A 15,672-nucleotide genomic window follows, 5' to 3' on the forward strand; every position below is an offset into this window, starting at 1 on the left:
CGCCGCCATCTGGCACAACTGGAACACCGGCGCACCCGTAAAACGGTCCCTGACCGCCTACGACCACTAACCCGAATTTCACATCAACGATCTAGGCGCCGGGGCCGGCCGGCCGCATCGGTCGAACTACTGGCGCTGAACCGGCGGCCTGCCTACAGGTCGAGCCGGCCCAGTTCGGCTCGCCTGCTGACGCCGAGCTTCGGATAGGCCTTGTACAGGTGGTGGCCCACGGTGCGCGGGCTGAGGAACAGCTGGGCGGCGATCTCACGGTTGCTGAGGCCGAGGGCGGCACGCCGGACGACCTGCAGTTCCTGCGCGGTGAGCTGTTCGGCGGCCGCGGTGTCGGGGGGCGGGACGGGGCCGCCGAGGGCGACGAGCTCGGTCCGCACGCGGGCGTGCCAGCCGTGGGCGCCGATCTGGTCGAACGTCGCCAGCGCCTGTGACAGCAGGGTCCGGGCCGAGGTGGGGCGGCGGTGGCGGCGCAGCCATTCGCCGTAGGCCAGCTGGGTGCGGGCACGGTCGTAGGGGCCGCAGCCGTCGACGGCCAGTGAGGCCTCGAAGCGCTGCCGCGCCTCGCGGCTCTCGTCGAGGAGGGCGGCGCAGCGCAGCAGGAGCGCCCCGGCCGCCGGACTCGCGGTGTGCTCCGCCCAGCTCTCGAGCCGCGGCAGGTGGCGGCGTGCCCGGTCCTGGTCGCCGGCGCGTACCCCGGCCTCGACGTGATCGGCGATGGCGCGGACGGTCACGTCCCTGCCGGGCGGGCCCGCGCAGACCTCGTCGAGCCGGTCGAGGGCGGCGTGGGGGTCGCCGGCCATGAGGTCGATCAGCGCCAGCCCCCATCGGGCCTGGGCCGCGGCCATGCCGTGGCGGCCGGCGTGCTTGAGCACCAGTCCGGCCCCCTGCCTTGCGGTGGTCACCTCGCCGCGGACGGCGGCGAGCCAGGACGAGATCGCGGTGAGCACGATCACCTGGAGGTCCTGGCCCAGTTCTTCGGCCAGGGAGATGGCTTCGGCGACGTTCGCCTCCGCGTCGCGGAACCCGCCGGTGACGAGCTGGGCGAGCGCGAGCGGCTCCTGGACGTACGGCAGCCAGCCCAGGGCGCCTTGGGCACGCATGGTGGCGACCTGCCGGTCGAGCACCTTCAGGGCGAGGTCGTCGGCGCCGATCAGGACGCCCAGGAAGCCGGCGGTGAGCCCTTCGAGGGTGGCGTCCATGGCGCCGTCGCGGGCCGCGAGGAGCAGGTCGCGCATCGGCGGCACCGCCTCCTCGGTCCGGCCGCTCAGCAGGCCGACGAAACCGGCCAGCGCGCCCGCGACCTCGGGCGGGCCTCCGCGTACCCGCCCCAGTCGCTCGCCGCATCGGGCGAGCAGCCCTTCGTCGGCGGCGTCGCGGGCGCACCACACCGCCTCGGTGAGCACGGAGATCGCGCGGACCGGATCGGCGGTGAGGACGGGGGTGGCGGCGTCGAGAGCGAGAGCGCAGGCCCGCGCGGGCGAGTCCCGCTCGTAGGCGACCTGCGCCCGGATCCACGCCGCCTCAGCCTGAACCCACGCCACACTCGCGTCCGTCGCCTCACCCTCGACGACGCTCCCGGTCGTGGCGTCACCCTCGACCACACTCGCAGCCATCGCCCCGTCTTCGACGGCCCTTTCGGCTGGCGGGCCGCCGTCGGCGGTATGTCCGTCCGCTTCGGCGCCTGCCGGTGCGGGGTCGGTGGTGGCGGGGCCGGTGGTGGCCGGGCCGGTCATCGCGGGGCCGGTCATCGCGGTGACCCCCGCGGCCAAGATGGCCGCGTGGTCCAGCAGACCGGCGTCGTAGGCCGCGCGGGCCGCCGCGACCAGGCGGCGGGCCTGGACGGCGGCGTCGCCGCTCAGTTTCACCGCCCGTTCCAGCGCCCGGGACGCGGCCGCCGGCGCGCTGCGGGCGAGGGCGCGCTCCGCGGCCCGTTCCAGCTCGTCGGCCACCCCGTCGTCGGTCCCGCCCGCGGCGGTCGCGGCGTGCCAGGCGCGCCGGTCGGCGTCGCGCGGGTCGGACAGGACGTCGGCGAGCGCCCGGTGCGCCGCGAGCCGGCGCGCGAACGGCGCCTCCTGGTACGCCGCCGCCCGGATCAGCGGATGCCGGAACTCCACCGCGTCGGAGGTCACCCGCACGAGCCCCACGTGCTCGGCGGGCTCCAGGTCGTCGGCGTGCAACCCGAGCCGCCCCGCCGCGGCCAGGAACGACCACAGCTCGCACCCGTGGTCGGCGGCCACGAGCAGCAGGGCCAGCCGCGTGCGCGAGGGCAGTGCGCGCACCTGCAGGCGGTAGTGCTCCTCCAGCCGGCCGACCGCGGCCAGGGGCGCGACGGGTGACGGGAGGGTGCCGGTGCCGGACCTGGCCAGCTCCACGATCGCCAGCGGGTTGCCGCCCGACTCCACGAGTACCCGGTCGGCGACCGGCTGCGGCAGCGGGCCGACCGTGGCCAGCAGCTCGGCGGAGTCACGTGCGCCGAGCCGCGGCAGCCTGATGTCGTCGATGCCGGAGGCGGGGAAGGGCCGCTCGCCGTCGCGCACCGCGAAGACCGCCCCCACCGGGTCGGTGTGGAGCCGCCGGACCGCGAACAGCAGCGCGTCCACGGAGGACCGGTCGAACCACTGCACGTCGTCGAACAGGCACAGCAGCGGCCTTTCACCGGCCAGCTCCGACAGCAGTGTCAGCGTGGCGGCGCCGACCATGAGCCGGTCGCCGGAGGCCGGGCCCGTCCCGAACGCCGCCCGCAGCGCCTGCGCGTGCGGCGCGGGCAGCGCGTCGAAGCGCCCGACGTCGCGGGCCAGCATCAGTTGCAGCGCCGCGAACGGGATCTCGGCCTCGGACTCGATCCCGACCACGCGCAGGATCCGCATGCCGCCGGCGACGCCCGCCGCGTACTCCAGCAGGGCGGTCTTGCCGATGCCCGCCTCGCCGCGCACGACCAGCGACCGGCTCCGTCCGGCCTTCGCGTCGGCGACGAGACGGACCAGCCGGGAGCGTTCGGCGGAACGTCCCACCATCATGGGGGAAGTCTAGGGCGAGCACCGTTTTACCCCGGGTAGAAGGGCGTAGGCAGGCGCGAGTGGGCGGGCATATGCTCGGCTGGGTTCGCGCCGGGGGCGCGGTTGACGAGGAGCGCGTATGGCCATCTCGTACGACTGGGCGCAGGAGTGGGCCGGCCAGGCGGAGGCGCTCGCCGGCGAAGGCCGGCTGCCCGAGGCCGCGGAGCTGCTCCAGCGCGGACTCGACCGGGTGGACGGCGGCGGGGAGTGGACCGACGGGCGGCTGACGGCCTTCGCCCTCTTCGCCGAACTGCTCGAAGGCGTCCACGGCGCGCTCGGCGACATGGACGCCCTGCGCCGGTTGTTCACCCGGCTGCGCGCCAGTTGCCGGGCGGCGGACCTGCCGCGCGGCGAACTGCTCGCGCTGGGCAAGCTCGTGGTCCTGGAGGCGGTCATGGACGACTTCGAGGCCGCCGCCGGCGCGGGGCTGGAGCTGGTCCGGTTATGGGGGGAATGGGAGTGGGGCGAGCCCGGGGTGGCCGACGAGGGCGTGGCCGAGGCGGCCTCCTCGCTCGGGAAGGCCGCGCGGGCGGCCCACCACCACGGGGATCAGACCCATGCCACCGTCCTCACCCAGTTCGCGCTCACCCTCGACGAGAACGAACGCTCCGCGCTGTTCGCCGCCGCGTACGGCACCGCCCGGCAGGGCCGGCTGGAGGAGTCCCTGGCCTACTTCGACCGGCTCATCGCCGCCGACCCGGCCCGGTACGGCTCCCACGAGGGCCGGGCGAGGGTGCTGGCGAGGCTGGACCGGCTGCCCGAGGCGATCGAGGCGATGGGCTCGGCCGTGTACGGCGAGCCGGGCCAGCCCCGCCACCGGCTGGTCAGGGCCGAGTTCCTGGTCGAGGCCGGGCTGATGGACGAGGCCCTGGTCGACCTGACCGTCTGCGTCGCGCAGACCAGCGCCGAGGCCGAGGTGCTGGCCGCCGATCCCACGGCGAACCTGCCCTATCTGGACACCCTGCCCACCGAGGCGCTGGCCGAGCAGGTGGTGGCCTTCCGGCTGTCGCTGCTGACGGACGGCGAGCGGGACGGCGACGCCGCGCTCTGCGTGGCCGAGGCGCTCGCCGACCCTCGGCTGCGCGGCTTCGCCCAGCTCCAGGGCATGCTGGAGGAGCTGGCCGAGGCGGTGGAGAGTCCCGCGGCCATTCTGGAACTGCTGCCCGACGACGCGCCGTCGCGGCTGGCCAGGGCTCGCTGCCTGATCGTGCTGGACGAGGTCGAGCGGGCGCTGGTCGTCCTGGAGGAGATGCGGCTGCGGCCGTACGACATGGAGTCGTTCGAGGCGATGGGCGGGCTGCTCGAACTGCTGGCCGCCCGGCATCCGCGCCATCCCGGCGTCCGGCGGGTCCTCGCCGACGTCCTCATCACGCGGTGGCGGCCGATGGCGGCGCTGGCGCACCTGGACGTGCTGCTGGAGGAGGCGCCGGGCGACTGGTACGGGCTGCTGCTGCGCGGCATGGCCCACGTCACGCACGCCGAAGGCGAACCCGGGTGGAACGGCGCCAACGTCATGGACGCCCTGGAGTGCCTGATCGACGCGGTCGGCGCGGCGCCGCCCGGCGAGGCCAGGCCGATGAACGCGCTGCGCTGGCTGCTGCAGTACGCGCTGGCGATCCCCGATCTGCGCGAAGCCCTGATGATCCTGCTGGGCAAGAAGGCGGAGCCGTTCGACCGGATCCTGGAGGCCGTTCCCGGGCTGGAGACGGTCGTGGAGATGCTCGTCGCCTTCACCTTCGCGCTCAATCCGAGCCAGGCGCACGACGACAGCGCATTCGCGCTGGCCACGGCCCGCGAGTACGCGGTCGCCGCCGGGCTGCCGCAGCTCGCCGCCCAGATCGACCTGCTGCACGCCGACGTCCTGCTGCGCCTTTCCGACGTGCAGCGCGCGATGGACCATCTGGCCGCCGCCGAGGCGGTCATCGCCTTCCTCGGGGTGATCCCGAACGCGGAGTTCCTGCCGAGCTGGGGCCACGCCGACCTGGCCGCCCGGCAGGCCGACGCCGAGCGGCGCGGCCACTCGGCCATGGTGTTCGACCTCGACCACCAGGAGGTGATGGTGACCGCGCTCGGCTTCCTGCAGGGCTACATCGACCTCGTCCACGCCGACATCGCGGTACGGCTCGGCGACCTGCCGGCCGCGCTGGAGCGGCTGAGCCGGCCCTCGTCCGACAGCGGCCCGGACTACCTGGTCAGGTCGAAGCGGTTGCTGAAGGCCCGGGCTCTGCGCGACAGCGGGCGCTTCGACGAGGCGCTGGAAGTCCTGGGCGAGGTGGGCGACGATCTCCAGGCGGCGAACGTGCTCGCCACGATCCACCGGCTGAGCGGCGAACACGCCGAGGCGGCCCGCATCCTGCGGCGTACCCTCGACCGCGACGACCTCGACGCGCACGAACAGGTGATCATCGCGGGGAACCTGGCCGACGCCCAGCGCGTGGGCGGCAACCCGCGCGCCGCGCTGCGCACCCTGGACGAGCACCGGCCCGACCCGGCCACCCCGTCGTCGGCCAGGGCTGGCTGGCACTACGGCCGCGGCAAGATCCTCAGCTCGATGGGCAAGCCGGCGGCCGCGCTGTCCGGCCTGCTCGTCGCGCTCGACCTCAACGACCAGGTCAGAGGCGGTTTCCGGGCCGAGGACGACCGCATCAGCTGGCAGGCGGGCAACCTTTCCGTCCTGACCGAGGCGCTGTGGGCGGCGGTCGCGGCCGCCCGCCTGGACACCGCCCTGGAACTGGTCGAACGCGGCCGTGCCAGGGCCTTCGTGGACGGGCTCACGCTCGGCCCGCCCCTGCGCGGACCCGAGACCGCCGGGCTGGCCGCCTCCGTCGCCGCCGCCCGCGAGCGCCGCCGCCTGCTGCTGGAGGTGGCCGCCGACCCCGGCGCGGACCTCGGCCCGTTGCGGGCGCTCGGCGTCGACCTGGGCGAGCGCGACGAAGGGTTCGGCGAGCGGCTCGCCACGGAGATCTCCCGCGAGGGCCCGGCCCTGCGGCGGCTGGAGCAACGCCTGCTGCGGGCCACGCTCGGGGCCCGCGAATCGGTCGCGGGGCAGGTCAGCTCCGCAGCGGAGGTACGCGATCTGCTGACGACGGCTCCGGGCGAGCCGGCCGTGCTCCTCGCCGAGTTCGCCGCCACCGGCCCCACCGGCATCGGCCTGCTTCTGGCCGGCCGGTACGGCACCGCCTGGTCGTCCTGGCCGGACGAGGAGCCCGGCCCCCTCGCCGGGCACCTGCAGCGGGCCACCGAACCGGGCGAGCTGATCTGCCTGGTGCCCTCCGGTCCCCTGCACCACCTGCCGCTGCACGCGACGCTCGTGAACGGCGCGCCGCTGATCGCCCGCAACCCCGTCTGCTACCTGCCCAGCGCCTCGGTGCTGGCGCTGTGCCGGGCCCGCCGGGGAGCGCGGCGGCGGCCGTTCTCGGCCTTGGTGCTGGGCGACTCCCGCGGCGACCTGCGCCATGCCAGGGCCGAGGCCGTGGCCATCGCCGGGCTGCTCGGCGCCCGCGCCCACCTCGGCCGGGACGCGGCCGGGGACCTGCTCGCCGACGGCGCCGACGCCTACGACGTGATCCACCTGGCCTGCCACGCCGCCTTCGACGCCGAGCACCCCGAGCAGTCGGGAATCCTGCTGAGCGGCGCCCGCCTCACCGTCGAGGACGTCTACGACCTGCGGCTCAACGCCAGCCTGGTCGTGCTCAGCGCCTGCGAGAGCGGGCTGGGCGAGAACCGGCCGGGCGACGAGCTGATGGGGCTGGTCCGGGCGTTCATGTACGCCGGGGCGGCCTCGCTGCTGGTGAGCCTGTGGCCGGTCGACGACCTGTCCACCGGGCTCCTCATGCGCGAGTTCTACGCACGCTGGCGCGGCCACGGCGAAGGACCCGCGCAGGCGCTCGCCGCCGCCCAGCTCGCGGTCAGGGACATGACCTGCGCGCAGGCGATCCGGCGGATCGAGTCCGGCGCCGACGCCGGCACCCGGCTCGACGTGGCCCGGCTGCGGGTACGCGCCGGCGACCTCGGCGCGGCCATCGCCCTGTACGAGGAGATGCTGGCCGGCGGCGATGACGTGCCCGCCGAGCTGGTACGACGTCAGCTGCGCCGGTTGCGGCTGAAGGCGGAGGCGCCGGAGCCCGTCGACTACGGGCGCAGGCCGTTCGCCGACCCCTACCATTGGGCAGCCTTCACGCTCGTGGGAGATTGGCGAACCGGATGATCGCTGTGCGCGTCAGGACCTTCCCGGACCAGGCCTCCATCGGGCCCGCGCCGCCTCGCGGCCCCGGTCTCGCGGCGCTCACGCACGACGAGCGGGTGGTCGCGGTCGTGGACGGCGGCGGCGGGCCCTGTCCGCCGCTGGTCGTCGTGGAGCTGGACGGCGACCGGGTCGAGGAGGCGGTCCTGCTCGACCTGGCCGACCTGCTCGGGCTGCTCACCGAGGTGCCGGGGGTGCTCGTGGAGCGGGACGGCCGGCCGTACGGGATCGTGGCCCGCGCGGACGTGGCCGCGGCGCTCCCGCTGGAGCTGCTCGAAGAGGGGTCGCAGCGGCTCGGCAACGCGCCCGGCCTGCCCTCGCGGCGCTACGTCTGCCGCAAGTGCGAGCCGCCCTCGCGCAGGTTGCCCCGCTCGGCCACGAACGGTCCTCCGGTGTGTTCGCGCGTGTGGTCCCACGGCCCGATGGAGCTCGAAGGAGGCTGACGGCCCGGTGTTCGCCACCGTCCTGAAAGAGATCACCGGCTACTTCGACCGCAGAGCCCTGCTGTCGTCCTTTCTGCCGACGCTGGTGGCGGCGGGCGTCCTGGTCGTGGCCGTGGTGTGGTCCGCGATGGACCCCCGGGTGGCCGTGCGGCTGTGGACGGCGCTGCCCGGACTGGTCCAGGCGCTGCTCATCGTGGGGTTCCTGGTCGTGGTCGCGTTGTGGTCGTTCGCGCTGGTGAACCTGCGGCCGGTGGCCGACCAGGTCTTCCAGGGGCGCTGGGGCGAGTCGGCGCCCCTCACGGCGCTGGCCCGCCGGCGTACGGCCCGCCACCGCGACGCGCGGGCCCGCGATCTCAGGGCCGACGAGCGCCTGGAGCTCCACGAAGCCGCGCTCCTGCAGGCGGTCGAGTCGCTGCCCAGGCCCGGCGAGCCCGGCGTGCCCTTCGGCGGCGATCCGGCCGCCGAGCTGGAGGCGGTCGAGCGGGCCTGGGCGGACGCGGACGCGCTGCCGTCCGAGCGGGCCTCGGCGATCCTGCCCGGACTGAGCGCCCGGCTCGCCGCCCTGGCCTCGACCGGCGCTCCGGAACTGGACGACCCGCGCTTCGCCCGGCTGGTGGCCACGGCGACGCGGCTGGCCGGGCGGTTCCTGCAGGATGTGCGTTCCCGCCGGGCCGCCGTCCAGCAGCGGCTGTTCGTGCTCTATCCCGACGACCCGGTCGACGTCGTGCCGACCGCGATCGGCAACATCCTGCTGGCCGCCGAGCAACATCCCCGGCTGCGGTACGGCCTGGATCCGGTCGTGATCTGGTCCCGGCTGCAGCCGCTGCTGCCCGACCCCTTCGCCGCCGCGCTCAAGGACGCGAAGGCGTCGCTGGACCTCATGCTCACGCTGGCCGCGTACCTGGTCGTCGTGGGTGTCCCGGTCGCGGTCCTCGCCGCGGCCGGCGCGCCGCTGGGGCCGGGCGCGCTCGCGTGGAGCTGCCTGGCCGCGGCGCTCGTCGTCATCGCCGCTCTGGTACGGCTGCGCCGCCCCCTCGTCGTGGCGGCCCTGGCGGCGGCGCTGCTGTCGTTGCCGGCGGTGCTCTTCTTCCTGGCCGCTCCCCCGGCCCTCGTCCCGGTGCTGCGCGTCGCCGCGGGGCTCGTGCTGGTGGCGGCGGTGCTCGTCCTGGCCATGGTGGTCCACGCCGGGGCCAGAGAGGCGGCGCTGGCCTTCTCCGACCAGCTCAAGTCCGCCTTCGACCTGCACCGGCGGCTGGTCCTGCGCGAGCTGGGCCTGGAGCCTCCGTCCGACCTCGCGGCCGAACGGGAGCTCTGGCTGGACGTCTGCCAGTTCCTGTACCGCGGCGACCCGCCCGTCTCCCCCGGGTTCCGCTACCGCGCCGACCCCCCGGAGGCGACCCCCTGAGGCCGGTGATCAGGGGATGAGGATCGTCTTGCCGGGCAGGCGACCGGCGACGGCCTCCTCGTGGACGTCGGCCAGATCGCCCAGCGGCCGGCGGGCGGCCACGTCGATCTTCAGGGTTCCCGCGTCCACGCGGGCGACCAGCTCGGCGAGCTGGGCGGCGTCGCCGCGGGCGAAGACCTGTGCGACGCGCACGCCGCGGCCGGCGTCCTCGGCGGCGGTGGTGGTGCTGACGAAGGTGCCGCCGTCGGCGACCAGGTTCGTCAGCTCGGCGGTCTCCTCCGGGGTCGTCCGGACCAGGTTCAGCACCACGTCGAACCGGCGGCCCTCCAGCGCCCGCGTGACGGGGGTCTCGGTGTGGTCCACGAGGTGGTCGGCAGCGTAGGAGCGGATACGGCCGGCGCTGCGCGGGCTCGCGGTGGCGGTCACCACGGCGCCGGTCTCCTTGGCCAGCTGGGTGGCGTATCCGCCCACCGCGCCGCCGGCGCCGTTGATCAGGATGTGCTGGCCTGCCCGCAGGGCGGCGTGCTCGTACAGTGCCTGCCAGGCCGTGAGGCCCACGGCGGGCAGGGCGGCGGCGTCGGCGAGGTCCACGGTCCGCGGGGCGGCCGCCAGGATGCCGGCGGGGGCGACGGTGTACTCGGCCGCCGCTCCGGGGGCGGTCATCGGGAGGAAGCCGATCACCGCGTCGCCTTCGCTCCAGCCCTCCACCCCCTCACCGGCCGCGGTGATGACGCCGGACAGGTCGAAGTTCGGGATGTGCGGGAGGGTCAGCGGGAACACCTCCCGCACGTAGCCGGCGCGGATCGCGACGTCCACCGGGTTGAACGAGGTGGCGGCCACCTTCACCACCACCTGGCCGGGTCCCGCCGCGGGCAGGTCGGCGTCCTCGTGGACCAGGACGCCGGTGTCGCCGTAGGAGTGGTAGCGCACTGCCTTCATGATCTCTCCTCAGAGAATTGCTTCGAAGTTGAAGCGTGTGATGACAGTAGCTTGCTTTGAGTTCGAAGCAATACCCGATGAGGAGGTGACCCTGGTCACAATGCTTTGAGTTCGAAACATATAGGATGTGCGGATGACCGACGACGGCGTTCCGGGGCTCGACCCCCGGCAGCTGGGGGCCTACTTCGCGCTGATGGAGGCCGTCAGCCTGCTTCAGCACCACGTCGAGCAGCAGCTCCAGGCCGTGGGCGGGCTCAGCTACGTGCAGTTCCAGCTCCTGGCCCGGCTCGCGAACGCGCAGGGGCGGCTCACCATGACCGAACTCGCCGACGGCGTCGTCTACAGCCGCAGCGGCCTCACCTACCAGGCCGGGCTGCTGGAGAAGACCGGCCTCATCACCCGCGGCCCCTCCCCCGACGACGAGCGCACCACCCTGGTCACCATCACCGAGGACGGGCTCGCGCTTCTGGGACGCGTGATGCCGGGGCACATCCAGGTCGTCCGCGGCATGCTGTTCGACCCTCTGGCCGACGAGGACCTCAGCCGGCTCGGCGACATCATGGTGGGAGTCCGGGACCACATGCGCTCACTGCCGCCCCGCTCGGCCGCCCCGCGCAAGCGCCGCCCGCCCGCCACCCAGACCTGAACCCGCTGCCACATCCAGCTCGCCGCGGCCTCGACGACCGCGGCGCCGATCTTGCTCGTGCCGGCCCGGCGCCAGTTCGCCGAGGGACTGGCGCGCACCGGGCTCAAGGGATGAGTCAGCTCACGGCCTGCTTCACCAGCGCGCTGATGCGGGCCTCCACCTCGGGAGTGACCTCGATCAGGGCGTGGGAGACCGGCCACATCGCGCCGTCGTCCAGCTTGGCCGGGTCGCTGAAGCCGAGCGTGGCGTAGCGTCCCTTGAACTTCTCCGCGGGCTGGAAGTGGCAGACGAGCTTGCCGTTGAGCGCGTAGGCGGGCATGCCGTACCAGAGCTTCGGGGCGAGGGCCGGGGCACTGGCGGTGACGATGGCGTGGACGCGCTCGGCCAGGACGCGGTCCGCGTCGTTCATCTCGGCGATCTTGGCGAGCACGTCCCGCACCGCCTCCGCGGCCTTGTCGGCCTCGCTGCGGCGGGCCGTCCTCTTCAGCTCCTTGGCGTGGTCCTTCATCGCGGCGCGCTCCTCGGCCGTGAACCCCTCGTACGCGGTGGTGGCGGTGCTGGTCATCGTGTGCTCCTTCGTCGTGGTCGCTGTAAGGCAAAGGTGCCTGAGCGGGTTGATACATCCGCTATGCGGAGACGATGCGGCCGCACACCTTTTCTTTCTGGATACCGTCCTGTTAGTTTGCCAGCTATGCCCCTCTCGCTGTTCTTCCTCCTGGATGGCGTGGTTTTCGCCACCTGGGTGGTTCGCATCCCCTCGGTCAAGGACCACCTCGGCGTCTCCACCGGCGGTCTCGGCGTGGCGCTCATGTGCATGGCGATCGGCACCGGCCTCGCCATGACCGTGAGCGGACGGCTCTGCCTGCGCTACGGCACGCGCCGCGTCATCCTCGCCGCCATCTCCCTGCTCAGCCTGGCCCTGCCGGTGATCTCGCTCGCGGACACGATGGTGGCGCTGTGCCTGACGCTCGCCGTGACCGGGCTGTGCTACGGCACCCTCAACATCGGCCTGAACAGCGCGGCCGTCGAGGTCGAGCGGGCCACCCAACGGCCGGTCATGTCGGTGCTGCACGGGCTGTGGAGCGCCGGCGGCCTCGCGGGGGCGCTGCTCGGCGGCCTTCTCCTCGGCTCGCTGACCACCACGCAGCACTTCCTGCTGGTGTCCGCCCTCATCCTCCTCAGCACGGCCGTCCTGGCCAGGCCGCTCCTGCGCGGGACGGTCCCCGCCACCGCGAGCGCCCCCGCCAAGGGCGGGCCGCGGACGTTCCGCCTGGCCGTGGCGCTGTGCGGCGTGCTGGCCGTGTGCGCGGCGTTCGGCGAGGGCGCGGTGGCCGACTGGAGCGTGCTGCACCTGCGCGACGACCTGCACGCCGAGGCCGACCTGGCCGCGTACGGCTTCTCGGCCTACTCGGTGGCGATCGCGATCACCCGGCTGGCGGGCAGCCGCCTGGTGGCGCGGTTCGGGCAGAGCACCGTGCTCGTGACCGGCGCCGTGCTGGCGGTGTGCGGCGGCCTGGCCGCGTCGTGGACGGGTTCGGTGGCGGTGGCGTTCGCCGGGTTCGTGGTGGTGGGGTGCGGGCTGGCCAACGTCTTCCCGCTGGCCATCGCCCAGGCGGGGGCGCTCGGCGGACCGGCGGGCGTGAGCCTGGCCTCCAGCATCGGCCACGCGGGCATGCTCGGCGGGCCGCCGTTGATCGGCTTCATGGCCGAGCACGTCGGGCTGCCCGCCGCCCTGTCGGCCATCGCCGTCTCCTCGGCCGCCGTCGTGCCGCTCGCGCTGTACCTCCGCGCGGCGCGATAGATCTCCTACACGGACCCTCAATATCGGGATAAGTAGCGATATCGTACTTGGGCATGACAGGAGGGGAGATCGCCTCGGGGGCCGATCACGACTCGACCACCACGCCGCGACGGGGCGCATGCCGTACGGGCGAATCCATCGCGGACCCCGGCCGCGCACGGGCGGGAGGCCGCCGCCCGGGGCGGCGCGAAAGGGAGCGATGGAAGCGCGCACAGGCGACGCTCTGATCGAGCTGATCCGCACGCATCCGGCCGACGACGACATCGTGGGCCCGGCGGCCGGCGACCTGCTCGGCGAGCTGCGCGCGGGTTACCCGGTCGAGAACCTCGGCAGGCTTCTGCGCAGCGAGGACGAGGCGATCGCCGGGACGGGCGCCTGGTTGCTGGCGGAGCTGGCCGAGCTCGCCGCCCCGATGATGGACGAGATCCCGGCCCTGCTCTCCCACCGGAACCGCATCGTCGGCTACTACGCGATCGCGGTCGTCCTGGAGAACGCCGGCGAACGCCACGGACCCGCCATCGCCCAGGTCCTCGCCCTGAGCCGGGATCCGGAGAGCGCCATCCGCTGGAAGGTCCTCGAGTTCCTGACCGAGGCCTCCGTCGAGCAACTCGAGGCGGGGGCGTCGTGCCTGCCTCCCGGCCGGCTCAGGGACCTGACCGAGTGGCTGGTCCTGCAGGAGGACGAGGAGCCCGACGCCTCCGGCATCATCACCCGGCTGACGGACGGCGACCCGTTGACCAGGCTGTTCGCCGCCGCGGCCGCCACCAGCCTGTCCGGCCCCGACGACATGGGCCTCCTGGAGCACGCGGCCGGGACCGGGGACGAGGAGATCCGCTCGTTCGCCGGGGAACGGCTGAGCGAACTGCGCGAGCAAAGTACCTAAGTGCGACAGATTCGCCGTGCCCGGCGTTTATCTAACGTTGGGGGCAAGACGAACGGACGATCTGAGGAGAAGGCACATGAGCGACATCAACGAGCTGGTCAAGCGCTACCTCGCCGCCTGGAACCAGACCGACGCCGAGGCCCGCCGGGCGGAACTGGCGGAGGTCTTCGCCGACGACGCCGTGTACACCGACCCGCTGGTGTCGGTCCGGGGCCGCGACGGTCTCGACGCGACGATCGCCGCCGTGCAGGGCCAGTTCGGCGGGCTGGTGTTCAGCCTCGGCGGGCCCGTGGACGCCCATCACGACATCGCCCGGTTCACCTGGCACCTGGGCCCGGAGGGCGGCGAGCCGCTGGCCATCGGTTTCGACGTCGCCGTCATCGGCGAGGACGGCCGGATCGCCCGGGTGCTCGGCTTTCTCGACAAGGTTCCGGCCGGAGCCTGAGTTCCCGACCGCCATCTGACCCTGGAGGAAATCATGACCGCGTACCTGCTCGCCCACCTGCGCAAGCCCGAAGAGATCCATTCCGACGTCCTGGAGTACAAGGACCGGGTCCAGGCCACCCTGGACCCCTTCTCCGGCCGGTTCATCGTGCGCGGCGGCGAGGTCGACGTCCGGGAGGGCGACTGGCCGGGCGACGTGATCCTGGTGGAGTTCCCGTCGATGAAGCACGCCCGCGACTTCTACGACTCGGCCGCCTACCAGGAGATCCTCCACCTCCGCACGGACCACCTGAAAGGCGAGGTGATCCTCGTCGAAGGCATCTGAACCCGGGGCGCCGTCACTCCCGCGGGCGGTTCAGCGCGGAGTGGCGGTAGCTGTAGGCGGCGTAGATGATCAGGCCGATCGCGAACCAGATCGCGAAGCGCAGCCAGGTCGCCGGGCTCAGGAAGGTGATCAGCCACACCGAGAAGATGACGCCGATGGCCGGAACCACCGGCATGCCCGGTGTCCGGAAGGTACGCGGCAGGTCCGGCTGCCGGTACCGCAGGACGATGACGGCCACGCACACCACGACGAAGGCCAGCAGGATGCCGATGTTGGTCAGCTCGGCCGCCTCGCGAATCGGCAGGAACCCGGCGATGAGGGCGGAGACCACGCCGACGATCCAGGTGATCCGGCTCGGCACCCGCCGCACCGGGTGAACCTTGGCGAACCAGCGCGGCAGCAACCCGTCCCGGCTCATCGCGAACCACACGCGGGTGACGCCGAGCATGAAGGTGAACATGACGGTGAGGATGCCGATGATCGCTCCGGCCGCGATGACGCCGGCGAGCTTGGACAGCCCGACCGCGGCGAAGGCCGAGGAGAACCCGCTCTCGGGGTCGATGTCCCGGTAGTTCTGCATGCCGGTCAGGACCAGCGTGGCCAGGACGTACAGCACCATCGAGATGGCCAGCGAGTAGATGATCGCCTTGGGCATGTGGCGCTGGGCGTCCTTGGACTCCTCGGCGGCCGTGCTCATCGCGTCGTAGCCGAAGACGGCGAAGAAGACGGTCGCCGCGCCGGTGATCGCGCCGGTCACGCCGAACGGGAAGAAGGGGGTGTAGTTGGCCGGGTTGATGAAGAAGAAGCCGACCACGATCACCATCAGCACGACGGCGACCTTCACCACGACGACGAAGGTCTCGAACCGCGCCGCGGCCCTGATCCCGAGGTTCAGCAGGAACGCGATGAGCAGGCACAACACCACCGCGAACAGGTCGACGACCCGGCCGGGCCCGGTCCCCGGGGCGCCCAGCATCCAGGCGGGCAGATCGAGGCCGAGGTTGCCGACGAGGAACCCGAAGTAGCCCGAGATGCCGATCCCCACGACCGCGACGATCGCGGTGTACTCCAGCAGCAGGTCCCAGCCGATCAGCCACCCGGCCAGCTCACCCAGGACGGCGTAGCCGTAGGTGTAGGCGGAGCCCGCTTTCGGGATGAGCCCGGCGAACTCCGCGTAGGAGAACGCCGCGGCCGCGCTGGCCACACCGGCGATGAGGAAGGAGATGAGCACGGCGGGCCCGGCGGTCTGGTTGGCGACCGCGCCGGCGAGGGCGAAGATCCCCGCGCCGATGATGCCGCCGATGCCGATCGCGGTGAGCTGCCACAGGCCGAGCACCCGCGTCAGTTCCCCTTCGTGCTCGCTGGCGATCTGCTCCACCGGCTTGCGCCGGAACACTCCCGAGCCGCCTCCGAACGAAGCCATCGTCTCGCCTCCCTGGTCACGACGCTGTCACCGGCGAGGGGGATGGCTAGAA

12 protein-coding genes are annotated in these 15,672 nt (G+C 73.3%); 8 read left to right on the forward strand and 4 right to left on the reverse strand.

Annotated features, from left to right (window positions below):
* Positions 1-152: 152 nt before the first annotated feature.
* Entirely contained in the window at positions 153-3,029 is a 2,877-nt protein-coding gene (locus ACFWYW_RS43660) for an AAA family ATPase (protein WP_379627537.1), read from the reverse strand.
* A gap of 118 nt (positions 3,030-3,147) precedes the next feature.
* Here ACFWYW_RS43660 and ACFWYW_RS43665 point away from each other — a divergent pair, with 118 nt between their 5' ends.
* The 3 genes from ACFWYW_RS43665 to ACFWYW_RS43675 are packed head-to-tail and all read left to right on the forward strand — an operon-like array spanning position 3,148 to position 9,159.
* A complete protein-coding gene (locus ACFWYW_RS43665) occupies positions 3,148-7,275 on the forward strand; it encodes a CHAT domain-containing protein (protein ID WP_379627539.1) in 4,128 nt (1,375 codons plus the stop codon).
* The gene (locus tag ACFWYW_RS43670; protein ID WP_379627541.1) at positions 7,272-7,754 is read left to right on the forward strand and encodes a hypothetical protein; all 483 of its coding nucleotides are present in this window, start codon (positions 7,272-7,274) and stop codon (positions 7,752-7,754) included. The genes ACFWYW_RS43665 and ACFWYW_RS43670 overlap by 4 nt, the downstream gene beginning before the upstream one ends.
* A gap of 7 nt (positions 7,755-7,761) precedes the next feature.
* On the forward strand, positions 7,762-9,159 hold the full coding sequence (locus ACFWYW_RS43675) for a hypothetical protein (RefSeq protein ID WP_379627542.1): 1,398 nt from the start codon (positions 7,762-7,764) through the stop codon (positions 9,157-9,159).
* 9 nt (positions 9,160-9,168) lie between these two features.
* On the opposite strand, the gene ACFWYW_RS43680 is transcribed toward ACFWYW_RS43675, so the two are convergent.
* Entirely contained in the window at positions 9,169-10,098 is a 930-nt protein-coding gene (locus tag ACFWYW_RS43680) for an NADP-dependent oxidoreductase (protein ID WP_379627544.1), read from the reverse strand.
* Positions 10,099-10,231: 133 nt separating this feature from the next.
* Between ACFWYW_RS43680 and ACFWYW_RS43685 the strand changes: the two genes are divergently transcribed.
* The gene (locus ACFWYW_RS43685) at positions 10,232-10,744 is read left to right on the forward strand and encodes a MarR family winged helix-turn-helix transcriptional regulator (RefSeq protein ID WP_379627546.1); all 513 of its coding nucleotides are present in this window, start codon (positions 10,232-10,234) and stop codon (positions 10,742-10,744) included.
* 115 nt (positions 10,745-10,859) lie between these two features.
* Here the strand turns inward: ACFWYW_RS43685 and ACFWYW_RS43690 are convergent, their stop codons facing one another.
* The gene (locus ACFWYW_RS43690; RefSeq protein ID WP_379627548.1) at positions 10,860-11,309 is read right to left on the reverse strand and encodes an iron chaperone; all 450 of its coding nucleotides are present in this window, start codon (positions 11,307-11,309) and stop codon (positions 10,860-10,862) included.
* A gap of 126 nt (positions 11,310-11,435) precedes the next feature.
* On the opposite strand from ACFWYW_RS43690, the gene ACFWYW_RS43695 reads away from it, so the two are divergent.
* The 4 genes from ACFWYW_RS43695 (at position 11,436) to ACFWYW_RS43710 (ending at position 14,197) form a co-directional block, all read left to right on the forward strand.
* A complete protein-coding gene (locus tag ACFWYW_RS43695; RefSeq protein WP_379627551.1) occupies positions 11,436-12,545 on the forward strand; it encodes an MFS transporter in 1,110 nt (369 codons plus the stop codon).
* A 199-nt stretch (positions 12,546-12,744) separates the two neighbouring features.
* Entirely contained in the window at positions 12,745-13,428 is a 684-nt protein-coding gene (locus tag ACFWYW_RS43700) for a hypothetical protein (RefSeq protein ID WP_379627553.1), read from the forward strand.
* A 76-nt stretch (positions 13,429-13,504) separates the two neighbouring features.
* On the forward strand, positions 13,505-13,873 hold the full coding sequence (locus ACFWYW_RS43705) for a nuclear transport factor 2 family protein (RefSeq protein ID WP_379627555.1): 369 nt from the start codon (positions 13,505-13,507) through the stop codon (positions 13,871-13,873).
* A 33-nt stretch (positions 13,874-13,906) separates the two neighbouring features.
* Entirely contained in the window at positions 13,907-14,197 is a 291-nt protein-coding gene (locus ACFWYW_RS43710) for a DUF1330 domain-containing protein (RefSeq protein WP_379627558.1), read from the forward strand.
* 13 nt (positions 14,198-14,210) lie between these two features.
* Here the strand turns inward: ACFWYW_RS43710 and ACFWYW_RS43715 are convergent, their stop codons facing one another.
* The gene (locus ACFWYW_RS43715; protein WP_379627560.1) at positions 14,211-15,620 is read right to left on the reverse strand and encodes an amino acid permease; all 1,410 of its coding nucleotides are present in this window, start codon (positions 15,618-15,620) and stop codon (positions 14,211-14,213) included.
* Between the last annotated feature and the right edge of the window lie 52 nt (positions 15,621-15,672).

Origin of the sequence: Nonomuraea sp. NPDC059023, assembly GCF_042740095.1 — a bacterium.
Taxonomy (GTDB): domain Bacteria; phylum Actinomycetota; class Actinomycetes; order Streptosporangiales; family Streptosporangiaceae; genus Nonomuraea.

What these genes read in the sequence shown, in the direction of transcription:
- ACFWYW_RS43660 (WP_379627537.1), bottom strand. Translation starts at nt 3,029, where the DNA reads ATGATGGTGGGACGTTCCGCCGAACGCTCCCGGCTGGTCCGTCTCGTC.
- ACFWYW_RS43665 (WP_379627539.1), top strand. Translation starts at nt 3,148, where the DNA reads ATGGCCATCTCGTACGACTGGGCGCAGGAGTGGGCCGGCCAGGCGGAG.
- ACFWYW_RS43670 (WP_379627541.1), top strand. Translation starts at nt 7,272, where the DNA reads ATGATCGCTGTGCGCGTCAGGACCTTCCCGGACCAGGCCTCCATCGGG.
- ACFWYW_RS43680 (WP_379627544.1), bottom strand. Translation starts at nt 10,098, where the DNA reads ATGAAGGCAGTGCGCTACCACTCCTACGGCGACACCGGCGTCCTGGTC.
- ACFWYW_RS43685 (WP_379627546.1), top strand. Translation starts at nt 10,232, where the DNA reads ATGACCGACGACGGCGTTCCGGGGCTCGACCCCCGGCAGCTGGGGGCC.
- ACFWYW_RS43690 (WP_379627548.1), bottom strand. Translation starts at nt 11,309, where the DNA reads ATGACCAGCACCGCCACCACCGCGTACGAGGGGTTCACGGCCGAGGAG.
- ACFWYW_RS43695 (WP_379627551.1), top strand. Translation starts at nt 11,436, where the DNA reads ATGCCCCTCTCGCTGTTCTTCCTCCTGGATGGCGTGGTTTTCGCCACC.
- ACFWYW_RS43700 (WP_379627553.1), top strand. Translation starts at nt 12,745, where the DNA reads ATGGAAGCGCGCACAGGCGACGCTCTGATCGAGCTGATCCGCACGCAT.
- ACFWYW_RS43705 (WP_379627555.1), top strand. Translation starts at nt 13,505, where the DNA reads ATGAGCGACATCAACGAGCTGGTCAAGCGCTACCTCGCCGCCTGGAAC.
- ACFWYW_RS43710 (WP_379627558.1), top strand. Translation starts at nt 13,907, where the DNA reads ATGACCGCGTACCTGCTCGCCCACCTGCGCAAGCCCGAAGAGATCCAT.
- ACFWYW_RS43715 (WP_379627560.1), bottom strand. Translation starts at nt 15,620, where the DNA reads ATGGCTTCGTTCGGAGGCGGCTCGGGAGTGTTCCGGCGCAAGCCGGTG.